Below are 17,190 nucleotides of genomic sequence, written 5' to 3'. Positions count from 1 at the left end.
AATGGGTCAAAAAGTTCATCCTAATGGCATGCGATTGGGTATAATTAAAAAATGGAACTCTGTGTGGTTTTCAAATACTAAAGAGTTTGCAGATTATATAGATAGCGATTATAAAGTTCGTCAATTTCTCATGAAAGAACTAATAAAAGCATCAGTATCTCGAATTATCATTGAAAGACCTGCAAAAAGTATTCGTGTTACTATTTACACAGCCAGACCAGGTATTGTAATAGGTAAAAAAGGCGAAGATGTTGAAAAATTAAGAGTTGTTATTGCAAAGATTACTGGTGTTCCAGCTCAAATTAATATTTCTGAAGTAAGAAAACCTGAATTAGATGCAAAGCTTGTTTCGGATAATATTACTTCCCAATTAGAACGAAGAGTTATGTTCCGAAGAGCTATGAAACGATCTGTTCAAAATGCAATAAGACAAGGAGCAAAAGGTATTAAAGTAGAAGTAAGTGGTAGGTTAGGTGGTGCTGAAATAGCTCGTAGAGAATGGTATAGAGAGGGTAGAGTACCACTACATACTCTTCGCGCTAATATTGATTATAGTGTTTCAGAAGCTCATACAACTTATGGTGTAATAGGTGTAAAAGTTTGGATTTTTAAAGGAGAAATACTAGGTGGTATGTCAGCTATTGAACAATTAGAAAAAAAACCATCTATTCAATCAAAAAAGCAACATCGTAAACATCGAAAGTAGGAGGATTTGCTAATGTTGCAACCAAAACGTACTAAATTTCGTAAAATGCACAAAGGACGTAATCGAGGACTTGCAATTGGTACTAATATTAACTTCGGTATTTTTGGGTTAAAAGCCGTGGATCGAGGGCGTTTAACAGCTCGACAAATTGAATCTGCACGAAGAGCTATTACACGCTTTATTAAAAGGCAAGGTAAAGTTTGGATACGTATTTTCCCTGATAAACCAATTACACAAAAACCATTAGAAGTTAGAATGGGAAAAGGAAAAGGTAATGTTGAGTATTGGGTTGCTTTAGTACAACCTGGTAAAATTCTTTACGAATTAGATGGTGTATCTGAAGAAGAGTCTCGTTTAGCGTTTAAGTTAGCAGCGTCAAAACTACCTATTAAAACCACTTTTGTAACTAAAATGGTGATGTAATGAAGAAATTGTTAAAATTACGAAAAAAAAATTTTCAAGATCTTAATATAGAATTATTACAATTATTAAGAGAACAATTTAATCTTCGTATGCAATCTGCATCAGGAAAATTAAAACAACCACATTTATTACGAAAAGTTAGACGAAGTATTGCGCAAGTAAAAACGATATTAACTGAAAAGGAGCGCCTTAAATAATGGAAAAAATTCGTACCTTACAAGGTCGTGTTATAAGTAATAAAATGAATAAATCAGCTGTTGTTTCAATTGAACGTTTTATAAAACATACAATTTATAAAAAATTTATAAAAAAAACTACAAAACTTCATATTCATGATGAAAAAAATGAATGTTCTATAGGTGATATAATAGAAATTAGAGAATCGAGACCAATTTCTAAAACTAAATCTTGGGTTTTAGTTCGTATTGTTGAAAAAACTATTTTTTAAAAATATTTTAAAACATGATCAAACTTAGGTCTGTTCATGTTTTCTATTAATCAAAGATCACTGATGTTATAATCAATGATAATTTTATTTTATTTGGAATAATAAAAATATGATTCAAGAACAAACTATTTTAAATGTAGCTGATAACTCAGGAGCGCGTTCAGCTATGTGTATTAAAGTATTAGGTGGTTCTCGTCGTCGTTACGCTAGAATTGGTGATATAATTAAAATTACAGTAAAAGAAGCTATACCAAGAGGAAAAGTAAAAAAAGGAGAAGTTTTAAAAGCTGTAGTTGTAAGAACAAAGAAAGGGGTTAGAAGATCTGATGGTTCTACTATTCGTTTTGACAAAAATGCTTGTGTTATTTTAAATAATAATGAACAACCTCTAGGTACGCGTATTTTTGGCCCTGTAACTCGAGAACTAAGAAATGAAAAATTTATGAAAATTATTTCATTAGCTCCTGAAGTTTTATAATAAATATTTGAGGAATATAAGATGGCATTAAAGTTTCGTCAAAATGATGAAGTAGTAATTTTAACAGGAAAGGAAAAAGGGAAGAAAAGTTTTATTAAATGTATTTTATCAACTAACAAAGTAATTATTCAAGGTTTAAATTTAGTTAAAAAACACCAAAAACCCGTTCCTTCTCAAAATAAAAATGGTGGTATTCTTGAAAAAGAAGCTCCTATACATATTTCAAATATTGCTATTTTAAATCCAGAATCTAAAAAATCAGATCGTGTTGGTTTTAGATTTGAAGATGGTAAAAAAGTACGTTTTTTTAAATCAAATGGAAAAACTATTAAAAAATAGTTATGATATTTTGGAGTAATAAATGACTGAATTACATAGTTATTATAAAACAAAAATAGTTAAAAATCTTATGATAACACTAAATTATAGTTCTATTATGCAAGTACCTAGAATTGATAAAATTGTTTTGAATATGGGTGTTGGATCTGCAGCTTCTGATAAAAAAAATTTAGACAATGCTGTTTTAGATCTAACTGCGATATCTGGACAAAAACCAATAATTACTAAAGCAAGGAAGTCTGTAGCTGGTTTTAAAATTCGGAAAGGCTATCCTATTGGCTGCAAAGTAACATTGCGCGGAAAAAGAAAATGGGATTTTTTAGAACGTTTAATTAGTATTGCAATTCCTCGTATTAGAGATTTTAGGGGTTTATTAGTTAATTCTTTTGATGGCCAAGGAAATTATAGTTTAGGAATACGAGAACAAATTATTTTTCCTGAAATTGATTATGATAAAATTGATCGTGTTCGCGGATTAGATATAACTATTGCGACCACTGCAAAATCAAATCATGAAGGTCATTTATTGTTATCTGCGTTTAATTTTCCTTTTCGTAAATAATATAAGTTAATATATTTAAGGTTATCCAATGGCTAAACAATCAATGAAAGCACGTGAAGTGAAACGTATAAAATTAGCTAATAAATTTTATGCTCAACGTATAGCTCTGAAAACTATTATCAATAATATTAAAATTTCAAAAGAAGAACGTTGGAATGCTGTACTTAAACTGCAAGTTTTTCCTCGTGACTCTAGTCCATCAAGACAAAGAAATCGATGTCGTCAAACAGGTCGACCACATGCTTTTTTACGAAAATTTGGTCTTAGTCGTATCAAAGTTAGAGAAGCCGCTATGAAAGGTGAAATTCCTGGTTTAAAAAAAGCTAGTTGGTAATTTTTGAGGAGTTAAAAATGAGTATACAAGATCCAGTAGCTGATATGTTGACACGCATTAGAAATGGTCAAGCAGCTAATAAATATTCTGTTAAAATGCCTGCTTCTAAATTAAAAAATTCTATAATAAAATTATTAAAAAAAGAAGGTTATATTAATAATTATAATATAAATAGTGAAAATAAATCAGAATTAGAAGTGATTTTAAAATATTTTAAAGGTAAATCTGTAATAGAAAAAATACAAAGGGTCAGTCGACCGAGTTTACGTGTATATAAAAAAAAGCATGATTTACCTAAAGTTATGTCTGGATTAGGAATTGCTATAATTTCAACTTCTCATGGTATTATGACAGATCACATGGCGCGAAAACTTGGTCTTGGCGGCGAAGTTATATGTTACGTGGCTTAAAAGGAGAAAAAATGTCTCGTGTTGCTAAACGTCCAATTTCTATTCCAAAAGATATTAAAGTTGAATTAAATTCTCAATCAATATCTATTGAAGGAAAATATGGTCATCTTTCACGTATTATTCATCGTTCGGTTGAAGTAAAATATGTAAATAATATCATTACTTTTACCGCTCGTTTAGGATTTTCTGATGGCTGGGCACAAGCTGGTACATCAAGAGCTTTAGTTTATTCAATGATTACAGGAGTTTCAAAAAAATTTAGTAAAAAATTACAGTTTTCTGGTGTAGGGTATCGTGTTTCTATCACACAAGATAATATTATCAATATGTCTTTAGGGTACTCTCATCCTATTTTATATTCTTTACCGCCTTGTATAGAAGTCGAATATTTGTCTCCTACAGAAATTATCATCAAAGGAGTAGATAAGCAATTAGTCGGGCAAGTTGCAGCCAACTTAAGATCTTATCGCAAACCAGAACCTTATAAAGGAAAAGGTATTCGATATGAAGATGAAATTGTACGTGTAAAAGAGGCTAAAAAAAAGTAAAATGATTGTTTCTAAAAATTTTAAAATAAACTCTCGCATACGTCGATTAAAAAAATCACGTTGTCAAATGAAAAAATTAGGAGTTACTCGTTTAGTAGTACATCGTACTTCTCGTCATATCTATGCTCAAATCATTTCCTCTGAAGCAAAAGTTTTAGTTTTTGCTTCTACTCTAGAAAAAAAAATTAAATGTGATTTAAAATATACTGGAAATAAAAAAGCTGCAGAAATGATCGGAAAAAATATTGCTATAAGAGCTTTATCAAAAGGCATATCTTCTATTTCGTTTGATCGTTCTGGTTTTAAATATCATGGTCGTATAAAAGCATTAGCAGATTCTGCTCGAAATTTTGGATTAAAGTTTTAAGGTGAAATATAAAATGGTTAATATGGATAAAAAAAGTCATAATGAATTACAAGAAAAATTAATTACTGTAAACCGTGTATCAAAAACAGTTAAAGGTGGTCGTATTTTTTCATTTACAGCTCTAACAGTGGTAGGTAATGGAAACGGACGTGTTGGTTTTGGATACGGTAAAGCTCGTGAAGTTCCTGCAGCTATTCAAAAAGCTATGGAAAAGGCGAGGCGTAATATGATTACTATACCATTATCAAATAAAACTTTACAACATCCTTTAAAAGGATCGCATACTGGATCTAATATATTTATGAAACCAGCTTCAGATGGTACTGGCATTATTGCAGGAGGTGCTATGCGTGCAGTTTTAGAAGTTGCTGGTATACATAATGTACTGGCTAAAACATACGGATCAACTAACCCAATCAATGTAGTTCGAGCTACTATGAATGGTTTAATTAATATGAAATCTCCAGAAATGATAGCAGCTAAAAGAAATAAATCTGTTGAAGATATTATTAGGAAGGTAAATTCTCATCAATGAAAACTATTAAAATTACTCAAGTTAAAAGTTCAATAGGAAGAATACCTAAACATAAAAGAACATTATTTGGTTTGGGATTACGTCATATTGGGCATACCGTTATTCTTGAAGATACTCCTTCAATTCGAGGTATGATTAACAAAGTATCGTATATTTTAAAAATACAAGAGAAATAATTTATGCATCTAAATAATTTATCTCCGTCGTGTGGATCTAAAAAAAATCGAAAAAGATTAGGTCGGGGCATTGGTTCTGGTTTTGGTAAAACAGCTGGTAGAGGACATAAAGGTCAAAAATCTAGATCTGGTGGTAGCATCAATCGTGGTTTTGAAGGTGGACAAATGCCTTTTTATAGAAGGCTTCCTAAATTTGGGTTTAAGTCTAGAAAAACAAATATTACTACTGAAGTAAGATTATCTCAAATATCAAAATTATCAACTAATATAATTGATTTAAAGACTTTAAAAGAACAAAATATTATTAATAAGAATATTAAATATGTAAAAATTATTTTTTCGGGAAAACTAACAGCACCTATCACATTACGTGGTTTAGGTGTTACTAAAAATGCTCGTATAGCAATTGAAAATTGTGGTGGTAAAATTGAAGGATAATTAGCAAATAATGATTAATAAATCCGGAATGAATTTTAAAAATTCTCAAAAAGGTATTAATGAACTTAAAAATAGAATTATTTTTGTAATAATTTCATTAATTATTTTTCGTATTGGCTCCTTTATTCCTATACCTGGAATCGATACTACAATTTTATCTAGAATATTAAATAATCAAAAAGGTACTATTTTTGAAATGTTTAATATGTTTTCTGGTGGAGCCTTGAATCGTGCTTCTATTTTTGCATTAGGTATTATGCCTTATATATCAGCTTCTATTATTATTCAGTTATTAACTTTAGCAGTTCCTTTTTTATCTGAAATAAAAAAAGAAGGGGAATCGGGTCGACATAAAATTAATGAATATACACGATATGCTACTTTGATATTAGCTTTTTTTCAATCAGTTGGTGTTGTAACAAGTTTATCTAGTATATCTAGTATACGTCCGATTATAGTTAATGCAGATTTTTATTTTTATTTTACCGCTATTATTATATTAGTAACTGGTACTATGTTTTTAATGTGGTTAGGAGAATTAATTACAGAATGCGGTATTGGTAATGGTATTTCAATTATAATCTTTACAGGTATCATAGCAGGTCTTCCAGCTGCAATTACACATACCATTGAACAAACGAGACAAGGACATTTACATTTATTATTATTTTTATCGGTTTTAGTATTAATTTTTTTAGTTGTTTTTTTAGTTGTTTTCATTGAACGTAGTCAAAGAAAAATTATTGTTCATTATGCTCAGCGTCAACAAGGTCGTCGTATTTATTCAGCACAAAGTACTCATTTACCTTTAAAAGTAAACATGTCTGGTGTAATACCTGCAATATTTGCTTCTAGTATTGTTTTATTTCCTGCTACTATTATATCTTGGTCTGGAATAGAGAAAAAATATAGTTTTTTTAAAACTATTTTATTTTATTTTCAGCCAAATCAGTCTTTATATCTAGTTTTATATATAACTTCTATTATTTTCTTTTGCTTTTTTTATACTGGACTGGTTTTTAATCCACGTGAAACAGCAGATAATTTAAAAAAATCAGGTGCTTTTATCTCAGGAATTAGACCAGGTGAACAAACAGCTAAATATATTAATAAAATTATGTTGCGATTAACATTATTTGGTTCTTTATATATTACCTTTATTTGTTTAGTACCAGAATTTATGAGAAGTGCTATGAATGTTCCATTTTATTTTGGTGGCACTTCATTATTAATTGTAGTTGTAGTTATTATGGATTTTATTGGGCAAATCCAAACTTTAATAATGTCGAGTCAATATGACTCTATATTGAAAAAAGCTAAGTTAAATTAAATTTTTCAATAGTTAAGGATTTTTTAATGAAAGTTAAAGCTTCTGTGAAAACACTTTGTCGAAATTGTAAAATTATACGACGTAATAATGTAGTAAGAGTTATTTGTAGTAATGATCCGAAGCACAAACAACGTCAAGGTTAAATTTAAATAAGAGCAAGAGAACACATTAAAATTTATTAATATTTTTATATATATTGATAAATTTCTTACGTTAGTTTATCTTAATAAATTTTAAGGATTATATAAAATGGCACGTATCGCAGGTATTAATATTCCTGAGAATAAGCATACCATAATAGCATTAACAGCAATATATGGAATTGGAAGAAAACGATCTAAAATTATTTGTATGAATTCAAATATTCCAGAAACTGTAAAAATTATAGATTTAAAAGAGTCAGATATTGAATTATTAAGAGAAAATGTAGGTAAATATGTTGTCGAAGGTGATTTAAGAAGAGAAAAAACTTTAAATATTAAACGTTTAGTTGATCTTAATTGTTATCGTGGTGTACGTCATCGTAAGAGTCTTCCAGTGCGAGGACAACGAACTAAAACAAATGCTCGTACTTGTAAAGGCCCTAGAAAAGCGATAAAAAAATAATTTAGGTAATTTTAATTATGGTAAAAAATTCAGTTGTTCGGACACGTAAACGTGTAAAAAAACAAATAATCGATGGTATTGCTCATATTCATGCTTCATTTAATAATACCATTGTAACTATTACTGATCGGCAAGGAAATTCTTTAGGATGGGCAACTTCTGGAGGTTCTGGTTTTAGAGGATCAAGAAAATCAACTCCTTTTGCAGCACAAATTGCAGCTGAACGTTGTGCAGAAATAGTCAAAGATTATGGTATAAAAAATTTAGAAGTTATGGTAAAAGGTCCTGGTCCAGGAAGAGAATCTACTATTAGAGCTTTAAATGCTGCTGGATTTCGTATTACAAATATTACTGATGTGACACCTATTCCTCATAATGGTTGCCGTCCTCCTAAAAAACGTCGTGTGTAAATTTTAGTAATTATTGGAGAATCAAATGGCAAAATATTTAGGTCCTAAATTAAAATTAAGTCGACGTGAAGGAACCGATTTATTTTTAAAATCTGGATTTCGTTCAATAGAATCAAAATGTAAATTAGAACATCCACCTGGACAACATGGTCTTCGAAAACCTAGGTTATCTGACTATGCTATTCAATTACGCGAAAAACAGAAAGTACGTCGTCTTTATGGTGTTTTAGAACGACAATTTAGAATATATTATAAGAAAGCTTCACGGTTAAAAGGTAATACTGGAGAAAATTTATTACAAATTCTAGAAAGAAGACTTGATAACGTAGTATATCGTATGGGATTTGGATGTACACGTTCTGAATCAAGACAATTAATTAATCATAAATCTGTTCAAGTAAATAATCATATTGTTAATATTGGATCATATCAAGTGTCTCCTAATGATCGTATATCTATTAGAGATAAATCAAAGAGTCAATCTCGCATAAAAGCCGCTTTAGAACTAACTGAACAACGAGAAAAACCTATTTGGATGGAAGTAGATTTGATCAAAATGGAAGGAATTTTTAAACGATTTCCTGAGCGCTCAGATTTGTCTGCAGAAATTAATGAACATTTGATCGTGGAACTTTATTCTAAGTAATAAGAGTTTACTGTTAGATATAGAGGTTTATTATGCAGAGTTCTATTATAGGGTTTTTAAAGCCACGTTTAGTTGATATTGAGCAAATTACTTCAACTCATACTAAAGTTACATTAGAACCATTAGAAAGAGGTTTTGGTCACACACTTGGCAATGCATTACGAAGAATTTTATTATCTTCCATGCCAGGTTGTGCTGTAACAGAAGTAGAAATTGATGGTGTATTACACGAGTATAGTACTAAAGAAGGAATTCAAGAAGATATTTTAGAAATTTTATTAAATTTAAAAGGATTAGCAGTTAAGTTACATGGAAAAGACGAAGTTTTTATCACTCTCCAAAAAACAGGTATTTGTTGTGTTACTGCTTCAGATATTATACATGATAATGATGTTGAAATTATAAAACCACATCATGTTATTTGTCATTTAACAGATAAAAATGCTTCTATTCAAATGAGAATTAAAGTGCAACGTGGAAGAGGTTATATTCCAGCTTCATCTCGAGTACATATAGAAGATGAATCAAGACCAATCGGTTGTTTATTAGTAGATGCATGTTACAGCCCTATAAATCGAATCGTTTATAATGTTGAAGCTGCACGAGTTGAACAAAGAACTGATTTAGATAAATTAATTATTGAAATGAAAACAAATGGAACAATTGATCCTGAAGAAGCTATAAGACGTGCAGCAACTATTTTATCAGAACAATTAGAAGCATTTGTTGATTTAAGAGATGTTCAAGAGCCGGAAGTAAAAGAAGAAAAACCTGAATTTGAACCTATTTTATTACGCCCTGTAGATGATTTAGAATTAACTGTACGATCTGCTAACTGTCTTAAAGCTGAATCTATACACTATATAGGTGATTTAGTACAAAAAACTGAAGTAGAGCTTTTAAAAACGCCTAATTTAGGAAAAAAATCATTAACTGAAATCAAAGATATATTAGCTTCGCGCAATTTATCTCTTGGAATGAAATTAGAAAAATGGCCTCCATTAAATATTATAGAAGAATAATTTTTTATTATGACACTTGTACGTTAATTTATTATTAATACGATTTATAAAGGTATAAAATTATGAGACATCGTAAAATCGGTCGTCATCTCAATTGCAATAGTAGTCATCGTAGTGCCATATTTAAAAATATGGCATGTGCATTATTAATTAATGAAATTATAAAAACTACATTAGCAAAAGCAAAAGAACTTCGTCGTGTTGTCGAGCCTATGATTACTTTATCAAAAATAGATAATGTTGCTCGTAGAAGATTAGTTTTTTCAAGAATTAGAAATAATGAAGTAGTCGCTAAATTATTTCAAAATTTAGGTCCTATCTTTTCAAATAGATGTGGTGGATATACTCGTATTTTAAAATGCGGATTTCGATCTGGAGATAAAGCTCCTATGGCTTATATTGAACTTGTTGATCGTGTTAAAAAAAATACAAAGAAAAGCGATATTAAAACATTAAAAATTGATTCTAGATAAAATAAATATTATTAATGATATTCAGTAAGCAAACGGAAATTGACCGTTTGCTGGTTTTTTAATTTAAAAATAAATGAAAATATTTCTATAATAGTATTTTCCCACATCTAAAATTATGTTTTTTTGAAAGTATTATTTCTTGTATGTTTGCGATATTTTTACCAGGTAGCTGTATTTTTTCAATATTTAATATATTATTTTTTGTATTTATTTGCATACCATATTTGTTAATAGAAATAATTTCTCCTATCGAACAATTATGATGAGTATTTTTTATGACTTTTGCCTGCCAAACTTTAATAGGTATTTTATCCATAATAAAATAACATATTGGCCAAGGATTAAAAGCACGTATTATTCGTTCTAAAAAATCAGCGTTTTTGTTCCAATTTAATAATGCATCTGTTTTAAGAATTTTTTTTGAAAAAGTTGCATATTTTTCATTTTGTTGAGTTTCTGTAAAAATATTATTTTTAATTTGAAATAAAGTTTTTATTAATATTTTAATACCAATTTTAATTAATTTTAAAGATAATGTTTCTGATGTTTCTTGAGGAGATATTAAGCATTCCTTTAACATTATTATATTTCCAGAATCAATTTTATTATTCATTTTAATAATGCTTACACCAGTTTTTTTATCTCCAAATAAAATAGCTGATTGAATAGGAGATGCTCCTCTCCATCGAGGTAATAGCGAAGCATGAACGTTAATACATCCTTTTGGGAACATAGATAATATTTTTTGAGGTATTATTTGTCCATATGCAACTACTATCATCAATTCTGCAGAAAAACTTGATAATATCTTTTGAAAATTCTTATCATTTAGTCTTAATGGTTGAAAAATAGGAAGATTTTTTTTAATTGCTGTTTGTTTTACAGGAGAAAAAATTATTTTTTGTCCTCTTCCACATGGACGATCTGGCTGAGTAATTACAGCTTGGATGCTATATTGTAAATATATTAAAGCAGATAAATATTTTTCAGAAAAATTTGACGTTCCAGCAAAAATAATTTTTAGTGTTTTCAAGTTAGTTCATATCCTTTTAAGATATCTTATTTTTTTTTCTATATTTTTTAAATTTTTTTTCAATTCTTTCTCTTTTTAACAACGATAAATAATCTATAAATAATCTTCCTTGTAAATGATCAATTTCATGTTGTATACAAATAGATAATATTGATTTTGCTTCTACTTCTATTTCTTTTCCGAATAAATTTATAGCTTTGACTTTGATATAATCTGATCTCGGTATAAAAGCACGGTATTCTGGAATAGATAAACATCCTTCTTGAATACTAATATTTCCTTTTTTTTCAATAATTTTAGGATTAATAAGTATTAAATGATCTTTTTTAAAATTTTCCTTGCTAATAACTACAATTTGTAATTGTACATTCACTTGTGTTGCTGCTAAACCAATTCCTTCTTTTTCATACATAGTATCTAGCATATTACAAGTTAATTTTTTTATTTCTTTTGTAATTATATTAACTGGTTTTGCAATAAGTCTTAATTTTGGGTTTGGATATTGTAATATTTTTAAAACAGACATATATTTATTTATATTATTATGTAAAATTATTTAATTTTATAGTATAAACTCTTTTAATATATTATAAAGTTTTATATATTAAATAATTAAAGTTTTGATAAAAATTAATATATAAAGCGTTATTAAATATGCAAATTTTTTTAATATTTAATTGAGGATATAATGTTTGAAATATTAATATATTTATTTGAAACTTGCGTGTATAGTGAATCAGAAATATCTATTGATTATGATAATTTAATCAATGATTTATCAGATATAGGTTTTCAAAAAAAAGATATTTATAATGCATTAAGATGGTTAAAAAATTTATCTTCTTATAAAAAAAATAATTTTTTATCTATAAGTTTGACTTCAGATCAAATTTCAACACGAATTTATAATAAAGCAGAATTGTTCAAGTTGAACGCTGATTGTCGTGGTTTTATATTATTTTTAGAGCAATTAGAAATATTAACTTTAAATACAAGAGAGATAATTATTGAAAAAATCATGGATTTAGAGATTAATCAGTTAAATTTAGAAGATTTAAAATGGATTATTTTAATTGTTTTATTTAACACTCCAGGATGCGAAATAGTTTATAGAAGACTTGAAAAATTATTATTTAATTTTACTACAAAAATAATACATTAAGCTTGTAAATAGATAATATTTTTATATGAGAATTATTCAATGAGAAAAAGTTTTCATTTAAATTCATTAATACATTGTATACAACAATTATATTGCAAAAAAATTATTGCATATCCTACAGAATCTATGTTTGGACTGGGATGCGATCCTGATAGTCAAATAGCTGTTAAAAACTTATTAAATTTAAAAAAAAGAAGTTTAAAGAAAGGTTTTATATTAGTAGCTGCAAATTATAGTCAAGTAAATAAATATATCGATGAAACTCAAATATCAGTAGAACAAAAAAAAAATATGTTTAATTATTGGCCAGGACCTTTTACGCTTTTAGTTCCATCAAATTCTTCAACTCCTTATTGGTTAACTGGTAAATATAATACTGTAGCAATTCGTATCAGCAATCATTTAAGTATAGTTAAATTATGCACTGTATTTGGAAAACCATTAATATCAACAAGTGCAAATTTCACTAACATGCCCCCATGTCTTACTAGGGAAAGTGTTTTAGAAAATTTTGGAAAACATTTTCCATTGTTAAACGGTAATATAGGAAACGAGAAAAATCCTTCGAAAATAATTAATATTATGAATGGAAAGTTAGTTCGTTATGCGTAAATATCAAAATGAAAACTTTAATTATGCTTTATTTGGAAATCCTATTAATCACAGTAAATCTCCAGAAATTCATAATCTTTTCGCTAAACAAACTGGAATTTTACATTTTTATAAAGCTATAAATATTCCATTAGATCAATTTTCTTTATTAGTTTCTAATTTTTTTAAAAGTAATGTTAAAGGGGCAAATATTACTTCTCCTTTTAAACAAGAAGCATATTTTTTTTGTGATAAATTAAGTAAAAGAGCGCAGATTGCTAAATCTGTAAATACATTAAAAAAAGTAAATAATCGATATATTTTAGGAGATAATACTGATGGTATTGGATTATTATCTGATTTGACTAGATTAAAATTCATAAAAAAAAATTTTTCTATATTAATATTAGGAGCAGGAGGCGCAGTTCAGGGTATTCTTTTATCAATTTTATCACTTGGATGTTCAGTTTATATCTTGAATAGAACAGATTTAAATGCCATCAATTTAGTTAATCAATTCAGAAAATATGGAAATATTAAAATATTTAAAAAAGATAGTTTAAAAAATACTTGTTTTGATTTAGTAATTAATGGATTATCTAGAAATATTCGATATAAAAATATCTTTATTCCATCATATTTATTTTCTTCTAAAACTTTTTTTTACGATATGAATTATGGATCAAAAAGTACATCTTTTATTAATTGGTGTAAAAATATGAATTCGAAGTATGTTTCAGACGGGACAGGAATGCTGGTTTTTCAAGCAGCTCATTCTTTTCTAAAATGGCATGGTATTTTACCAAAGATAGATTATATTATTGATTTATTAAATAAAAAATAGTTTTTTATATAAAGTTATTTGAAATATTAATAATATATAAATAAAATTTTTATATATTTACTGTATATTAAAGAAAATACTTGACTCTTTTTTTTCGATCTGTATTATTATAAACTTATTAAAACCTAATTTTTTATCTATAAAGTCCCCTTCGTCTAGAGGTTAGGACATCGCCCTTTCACGGCGGCAACAGGGGTTCAAATCCCCTAGGGGACGAAATAAAAATAATTTTTTAAAATTAATTATGTACTAATTTAAATTATTGTGTTATTCTTTAAAAAGTGTTAAAACATATATAAATAAAGCTCTTTAAAAATTCGGAAAACAAGCATATAATTTTTTATTTTAAAAAACACCTGTGGGTTGTAAGGTTAAGTAAATAAGCGTGTATGGTGAATGCCTTGGCAGTCAGAGGCGAAGAAGGACGTGCTAATCTGCGAAAAGCGTCGGTAAGCTGATATGAAGCGATATAACCGTCGATGTCCGAATGGGGAAACCCGATACATTCGTATCATTATTAATTGAATTAAATAGATTAATAAAGCAAACCAAGGGAACTGAAACATCTAAGTACCTTGAGGAAAAGAAATCAACTGAGATTCCCTTAGTAGTGGCGAGCGAAAGGGGAACAGCCCAGAACCATAATCAAAATATTTTATAGTAGAATGATTTTGGAAAATTCAGCGATACATGGTGATAGCCCAGTATACGAAATAAAATATTTTGTGGGTTCGAAAAGTAGAGCGGGACACGAGAAATCCTGTTTGAATATGGGGGGACCATCCTCCAAGGCTAAATACTCCTGACTGACCGATAGTGAACTAGTACCGTAAGGGAAAGGCGAAAAGAACCCCGGCTAGGGGAGTGAAATAGAACCTGAAACCGTGCACGTACAAGCAGTGGAAGCATTTGGAATTATGAAATGTGACTGCGTACCTTTTGTATAATGGGTCAGCGACTTGTATTCTGTAGCAAGGTTAACCGAATAGGGGAGCCGAAGGGAAACCGAGTCCTAAATAGGCGTTAAGTTTCAGGATACAGACCCGAAACCCGGTGATCTAGCCACGGGCAGGTTGAAGGTTGGGTAAAACCAACTGGAGGACCGAACCGACTGATGTTGAAAAATCAGCGGATGACCTATGGCTAGGGGTGAAAGGCCAATCAAACCGGGAGATAGCTGGTTCTCCCCGAAAGCTATTTAGGTAGCGCCTCGTGAATTCATCTTCGGGGGTAGAGCACTGTTTCGGTTAGGGGGCCATCCCGGCTTACCAATCCGATGCAAACTCCGAATACCGTAGAATGTTATCACGGGAGACACACAGCGGGTGCTAACGTTCGTTGTGGAAAGGGAAACAACCCAGACCGCCAGCTAAGGTCCCAAAGTCATAGTTAAGTGGGAAACGATGTGGGAAGGCATAAACAGCCAGGATGTTGGCTTAGAAGCAGCCATCATTTAAAGAAAGCGTAATAGCTCACTGGTCAAGTCGGCCTGCGCGGAAGATGTAACGGGGCTCAAACTATGCACCGAAGCTGCGGCAGCAAAAATTAATTTTTTGCTGGGTAGGGGAGCGTTCTGTAAGCCGTCGAAGACATATTGTAAAGTATGTTGGAGGTATCAGAAGTGCGAATGCTGACATGAGTAACGATAAAGCAGGTGAAAAACCTGCTCGCCGAAAAACCAAGGTTTCCTGTCCAACGTTAATCGGGGCAGGGTAAGCCGACCCCTAAGGCGAGGCTGTAAAGCGTAGTCGATGGACAACAGGTTAATATTCCTGTGCTTATTTTTATTGCGAAGGGGGGACGAAGAAGGTTAAGTTATCCAGGTGACGGTTATCCTGGTTTAAGTGTGTAGGTATGATAATTAGGCAAATCCGGTTATCTTTAATCTGAGGCACGATGACGAATCATTAAGGTGATGAAGTAACTAATACCACGCTTCCAAGAAAAGCCTCTAAGCTTCAGATAAAATTAAATCGTACCCAAAACCGACACAGGTGGTTAGGTAGAGAATACTAAGGCGCTTGAGAGAACCCAGGTGAAGGAACTAGGCAAAATAGTGCCGTAACTTCGGGAGAAGGCACGCTAATTTAAGTGAAAGGATTTTCTCCTCGAGCTAAAGTTAGTCGAAGATACCAGCTGGCTGCAACTGTTTATTAAAAACACAGCACTGTGCAAACACGAAAGTGGAAGTATACGGTGTGACGCCTGCCCGGTGCCGGAAGGTTAATCGAAGGAGTTAAAGGAAACTTAAAGCTCTGAACTGAAGCCCCGGTAAACGGCGGCCGTAACTATAACGGTCCTAAGGTAGCGAAATTCCTTGTCGGGTAAGTTCCGACCTGCACGAATGGCGTAATGATGGCCAGGCTGTCTCCACCTGGGACTCAGTGAAATTGAAATTGCTGTGAAGATGCAGTATACCCGCGGCAAGACGGAAAGACCCCGTGAACCTTTACTATAGCTTGACACTGAATTCTGAATTCTCATGTGTAGGATAGGTGGGAGGCTAAGAAACTAAAACGCTAGTTCTAGTGGAGCCAACCTTGAAATACCACCCTTGAAAATTCGGTATTCTAACCTAGCGCCGTTATCCGGTGTAGAGACAGTGTCTGGTGGGTAGTTTGACTGGGGCGGTCTCCTCCCAAAGAGTAACGGAGGAGTACGAAGATTGGCTAATCACGGTCAGACATCGTGAGTTTAGTGCAAAGGCATAAGCCAGTTTGACTGTGAGCATGATAATGCGAGCAGGTGCGAAAGCAGGTCTTAGTGATCCGGTGGTTCTGAATGGAAGGGCCATCGCTCAACGGATAAAAGGTACTCCGGGGATAACAGGCTGATACCGCCCAAGAGTTCATATCGACGGCGGTGTTTGGCACCTCGATGTCGGCTCATCACATCCTGGGGCTGAAGCAGGTCCCAAGGGTATGGCTGTTCGCCATTTAAAGTGGTACGCGAGCTGGGTTTAGAACGTCGTGAGACAGTTCGGTCCCTATCTGCCGTGGGCGTTGGAAGATTGAGGGGGGCTGCTTCTAGTACGAGAGGACCGAAGTGGACGCATCACTGGTGTTCGGGTTGTCATGCCAATGGCATCGCCCGGTAGCTATATGCGGAAAAGATAAGTGCTGAACGCATATAAGCACGAAACTTGCCCCAAGATTAATCTTCCCTGAAACAGAAATGTTTACTGAAGGGACGTTGAAGACTACGACGTTGATAGGCTAGATGTGTAAGCATAGTAATATGTTGAGCTAACTAGTACTAATGACCCGAGAGGCTTAACCTTACAACACCAGAGGTGTTTTTTAAATCAAA

At 31.1% G+C, this 17,190-nt stretch carries 26 protein-coding genes, 1 tRNA gene and 1 rRNA gene; 26 read left to right on the top strand and 2 right to left on the bottom strand.

Annotation, left to right across the window (positions count from 1 at the left end):
• Position 1 precedes the first annotated feature (1 nt).
• From rpsC to rplQ, 21 genes are all read left to right on the top strand, one after another.
• On the top strand, positions 2–706 hold the full coding sequence (rpsC, locus tag D9V63_RS02615; RefSeq protein ID WP_158369118.1) for a 30S ribosomal protein S3: 705 nt from the start codon (positions 2–4) through the stop codon (positions 704–706).
• A 12-nt stretch (positions 707–718) separates the two neighbouring features.
• Positions 719–1,129, top strand: coding sequence for a 50S ribosomal protein L16 (rplP, locus tag D9V63_RS02610; RefSeq protein ID WP_158369116.1), 411 nt, complete (start codon positions 719–721; stop codon positions 1,127–1,129).
• Entirely contained in the window at positions 1,129–1,326 is a 198-nt protein-coding gene (gene rpmC / locus D9V63_RS02605) for a 50S ribosomal protein L29 (protein ID WP_158369114.1), read from the top strand. Before rplP ends, rpmC begins: the two co-directional genes overlap by 1 nt.
• Positions 1,323–1,577: a 30S ribosomal protein S17 gene (gene rpsQ, locus D9V63_RS02600; protein WP_261979558.1), complete on the top strand. Its 255-nt coding sequence runs from the start codon at positions 1,323–1,325 to the stop codon at positions 1,575–1,577. Before rpmC ends, rpsQ begins: the two co-directional genes overlap by 4 nt.
• Positions 1,578–1,686: 109 nt before the next feature.
• Entirely contained in the window at positions 1,687–2,055 is a 369-nt protein-coding gene (gene rplN / locus D9V63_RS02595) for a 50S ribosomal protein L14 (protein ID WP_158369110.1), read from the top strand.
• A gap of 21 nt (positions 2,056–2,076) precedes the next feature.
• Positions 2,077–2,394, top strand: coding sequence for a 50S ribosomal protein L24 (gene rplX / locus D9V63_RS02590; RefSeq protein WP_158369108.1), 318 nt, complete (start codon positions 2,077–2,079; stop codon positions 2,392–2,394).
• Between the two features lie 22 nt (positions 2,395–2,416).
• Complete coding sequence (gene rplE / locus D9V63_RS02585) at positions 2,417–2,956, top strand: 50S ribosomal protein L5 (RefSeq protein ID WP_158369106.1); 540 nt, start codon at positions 2,417–2,419, stop codon at positions 2,954–2,956.
• Between the two features lie 28 nt (positions 2,957–2,984).
• Positions 2,985–3,290 carry a 30S ribosomal protein S14 gene (gene rpsN / locus D9V63_RS02580; RefSeq protein ID WP_158369105.1) on the top strand — a complete coding sequence of 102 codons (306 nt, stop codon included), beginning with the start codon at positions 2,985–2,987 and terminating at the stop codon, positions 3,288–3,290.
• A 17-nt stretch (positions 3,291–3,307) separates the two neighbouring features.
• Positions 3,308–3,700: a 30S ribosomal protein S8 gene (gene rpsH / locus D9V63_RS02575; RefSeq protein WP_158369103.1), complete on the top strand. Its 393-nt coding sequence runs from the start codon at positions 3,308–3,310 to the stop codon at positions 3,698–3,700.
• A gap of 11 nt (positions 3,701–3,711) precedes the next feature.
• A complete protein-coding gene (gene rplF, locus D9V63_RS02570; protein WP_158369289.1) occupies positions 3,712–4,248 on the top strand; it encodes a 50S ribosomal protein L6 in 537 nt (178 codons plus the stop codon).
• A gap of 1 nt (position 4,249) precedes the next feature.
• On the top strand, positions 4,250–4,615 hold the full coding sequence (rplR, locus tag D9V63_RS02565) for a 50S ribosomal protein L18 (RefSeq protein WP_158369101.1): 366 nt from the start codon (positions 4,250–4,252) through the stop codon (positions 4,613–4,615).
• A gap of 22 nt (positions 4,616–4,637) precedes the next feature.
• Positions 4,638–5,150, top strand: coding sequence for a 30S ribosomal protein S5 (gene rpsE / locus D9V63_RS02560; RefSeq protein WP_410051814.1), 513 nt, complete (start codon positions 4,638–4,640; stop codon positions 5,148–5,150).
• Entirely contained in the window at positions 5,147–5,326 is a 180-nt protein-coding gene (gene rpmD / locus D9V63_RS02555) for a 50S ribosomal protein L30 (protein WP_158369097.1), read from the top strand. Before rpsE ends, rpmD begins: the two co-directional genes overlap by 4 nt.
• Before the next feature lie 3 nt (positions 5,327–5,329).
• On the top strand, positions 5,330–5,764 hold the full coding sequence (rplO, locus tag D9V63_RS02550) for a 50S ribosomal protein L15 (protein ID WP_158369095.1): 435 nt from the start codon (positions 5,330–5,332) through the stop codon (positions 5,762–5,764).
• A 10-nt stretch (positions 5,765–5,774) separates the two neighbouring features.
• On the top strand, positions 5,775–7,094 hold the full coding sequence (gene secY / locus D9V63_RS02545; RefSeq protein ID WP_158369093.1) for a preprotein translocase subunit SecY: 1,320 nt from the start codon (positions 5,775–5,777) through the stop codon (positions 7,092–7,094).
• Positions 7,095–7,120: 26 nt separating this feature from the next.
• On the top strand, positions 7,121–7,237 hold the full coding sequence (gene rpmJ / locus D9V63_RS02540; RefSeq protein ID WP_071880116.1) for a 50S ribosomal protein L36: 117 nt from the start codon (positions 7,121–7,123) through the stop codon (positions 7,235–7,237).
• Positions 7,238–7,343: 106 nt separating this feature from the next.
• Positions 7,344–7,700 carry a 30S ribosomal protein S13 gene (gene rpsM, locus D9V63_RS02535; protein WP_158369091.1) on the top strand — a complete coding sequence of 119 codons (357 nt, stop codon included), beginning with the start codon at positions 7,344–7,346 and terminating at the stop codon, positions 7,698–7,700.
• 17 nt (positions 7,701–7,717) lie between these two features.
• Positions 7,718–8,110 carry a 30S ribosomal protein S11 gene (rpsK, locus tag D9V63_RS02530; RefSeq protein WP_158369089.1) on the top strand — a complete coding sequence of 131 codons (393 nt, stop codon included), beginning with the start codon at positions 7,718–7,720 and terminating at the stop codon, positions 8,108–8,110.
• Between the two features lie 25 nt (positions 8,111–8,135).
• The gene (gene rpsD / locus D9V63_RS02525) at positions 8,136–8,756 is read left to right on the top strand and encodes a 30S ribosomal protein S4 (protein WP_158369087.1); all 621 of its coding nucleotides are present in this window, start codon (positions 8,136–8,138) and stop codon (positions 8,754–8,756) included.
• A gap of 32 nt (positions 8,757–8,788) precedes the next feature.
• The gene (locus tag D9V63_RS02520) at positions 8,789–9,778 is read left to right on the top strand and encodes a DNA-directed RNA polymerase subunit alpha (protein WP_158369085.1); all 990 of its coding nucleotides are present in this window, start codon (positions 8,789–8,791) and stop codon (positions 9,776–9,778) included.
• 62 nt (positions 9,779–9,840) lie between these two features.
• The gene (gene rplQ / locus D9V63_RS02515; protein WP_158369084.1) at positions 9,841–10,251 is read left to right on the top strand and encodes a 50S ribosomal protein L17; all 411 of its coding nucleotides are present in this window, start codon (positions 9,841–9,843) and stop codon (positions 10,249–10,251) included.
• 85 nt (positions 10,252–10,336) lie between these two features.
• Here the strand turns inward: rplQ and fmt are convergent, their stop codons facing one another.
• Both fmt and def read right to left on the bottom strand, forming a co-directional pair.
• Positions 10,337–11,284, bottom strand: a complete 948-nt coding sequence (gene fmt / locus D9V63_RS02510) for a methionyl-tRNA formyltransferase (RefSeq protein ID WP_158369082.1) — start codon at positions 11,282–11,284, stop codon at positions 10,337–10,339.
• A gap of 16 nt (positions 11,285–11,300) precedes the next feature.
• Positions 11,301–11,810 carry a peptide deformylase gene (gene def, locus D9V63_RS02505; RefSeq protein WP_158369080.1) on the bottom strand — a complete coding sequence of 170 codons (510 nt, stop codon included), beginning with the start codon at positions 11,808–11,810 and terminating at the stop codon, positions 11,301–11,303.
• 162 nt (positions 11,811–11,972) lie between these two features.
• Between def and D9V63_RS02500 the strand changes: the two genes are divergently transcribed.
• From D9V63_RS02500 to D9V63_RS02480, 5 genes are all read left to right on the top strand, one after another.
• The gene (locus D9V63_RS02500) at positions 11,973–12,446 is read left to right on the top strand and encodes a DUF494 family protein (RefSeq protein ID WP_158369078.1); all 474 of its coding nucleotides are present in this window, start codon (positions 11,973–11,975) and stop codon (positions 12,444–12,446) included.
• Positions 12,447–12,485: 39 nt separating this feature from the next.
• The gene (locus D9V63_RS02495) at positions 12,486–13,058 is read left to right on the top strand and encodes a Sua5/YciO/YrdC/YwlC family protein (protein WP_158369076.1); all 573 of its coding nucleotides are present in this window, start codon (positions 12,486–12,488) and stop codon (positions 13,056–13,058) included.
• Positions 13,051–13,881, top strand: coding sequence for a shikimate dehydrogenase (aroE, locus tag D9V63_RS02490; protein ID WP_158369074.1), 831 nt, complete (start codon positions 13,051–13,053; stop codon positions 13,879–13,881). The genes D9V63_RS02495 and aroE overlap by 8 nt, the downstream gene beginning before the upstream one ends.
• Positions 13,882–14,025: 144 nt before the next feature.
• Positions 14,026–14,097: transfer RNA gene (locus D9V63_RS02485), tRNA-Glu, on the top strand.
• Between the two features lie 153 nt (positions 14,098–14,250).
• Positions 14,251–17,161, top strand: a 23S ribosomal RNA gene (locus D9V63_RS02480).
• Positions 17,162–17,190 lie beyond the last annotated feature (29 nt).

Origin of the sequence: Buchnera aphidicola (Aphis nasturtii) (assembly GCF_005083345.1) — a bacterium.
In the GTDB taxonomy this organism is placed as follows: domain Bacteria; phylum Pseudomonadota; class Gammaproteobacteria; order Enterobacterales; family Enterobacteriaceae; genus Buchnera; species Buchnera aphidicola_R.
The sequence above is the reverse complement of the archived record's forward strand: the minus strand, read 5'-3'. Positions and strand labels throughout refer to the sequence as shown.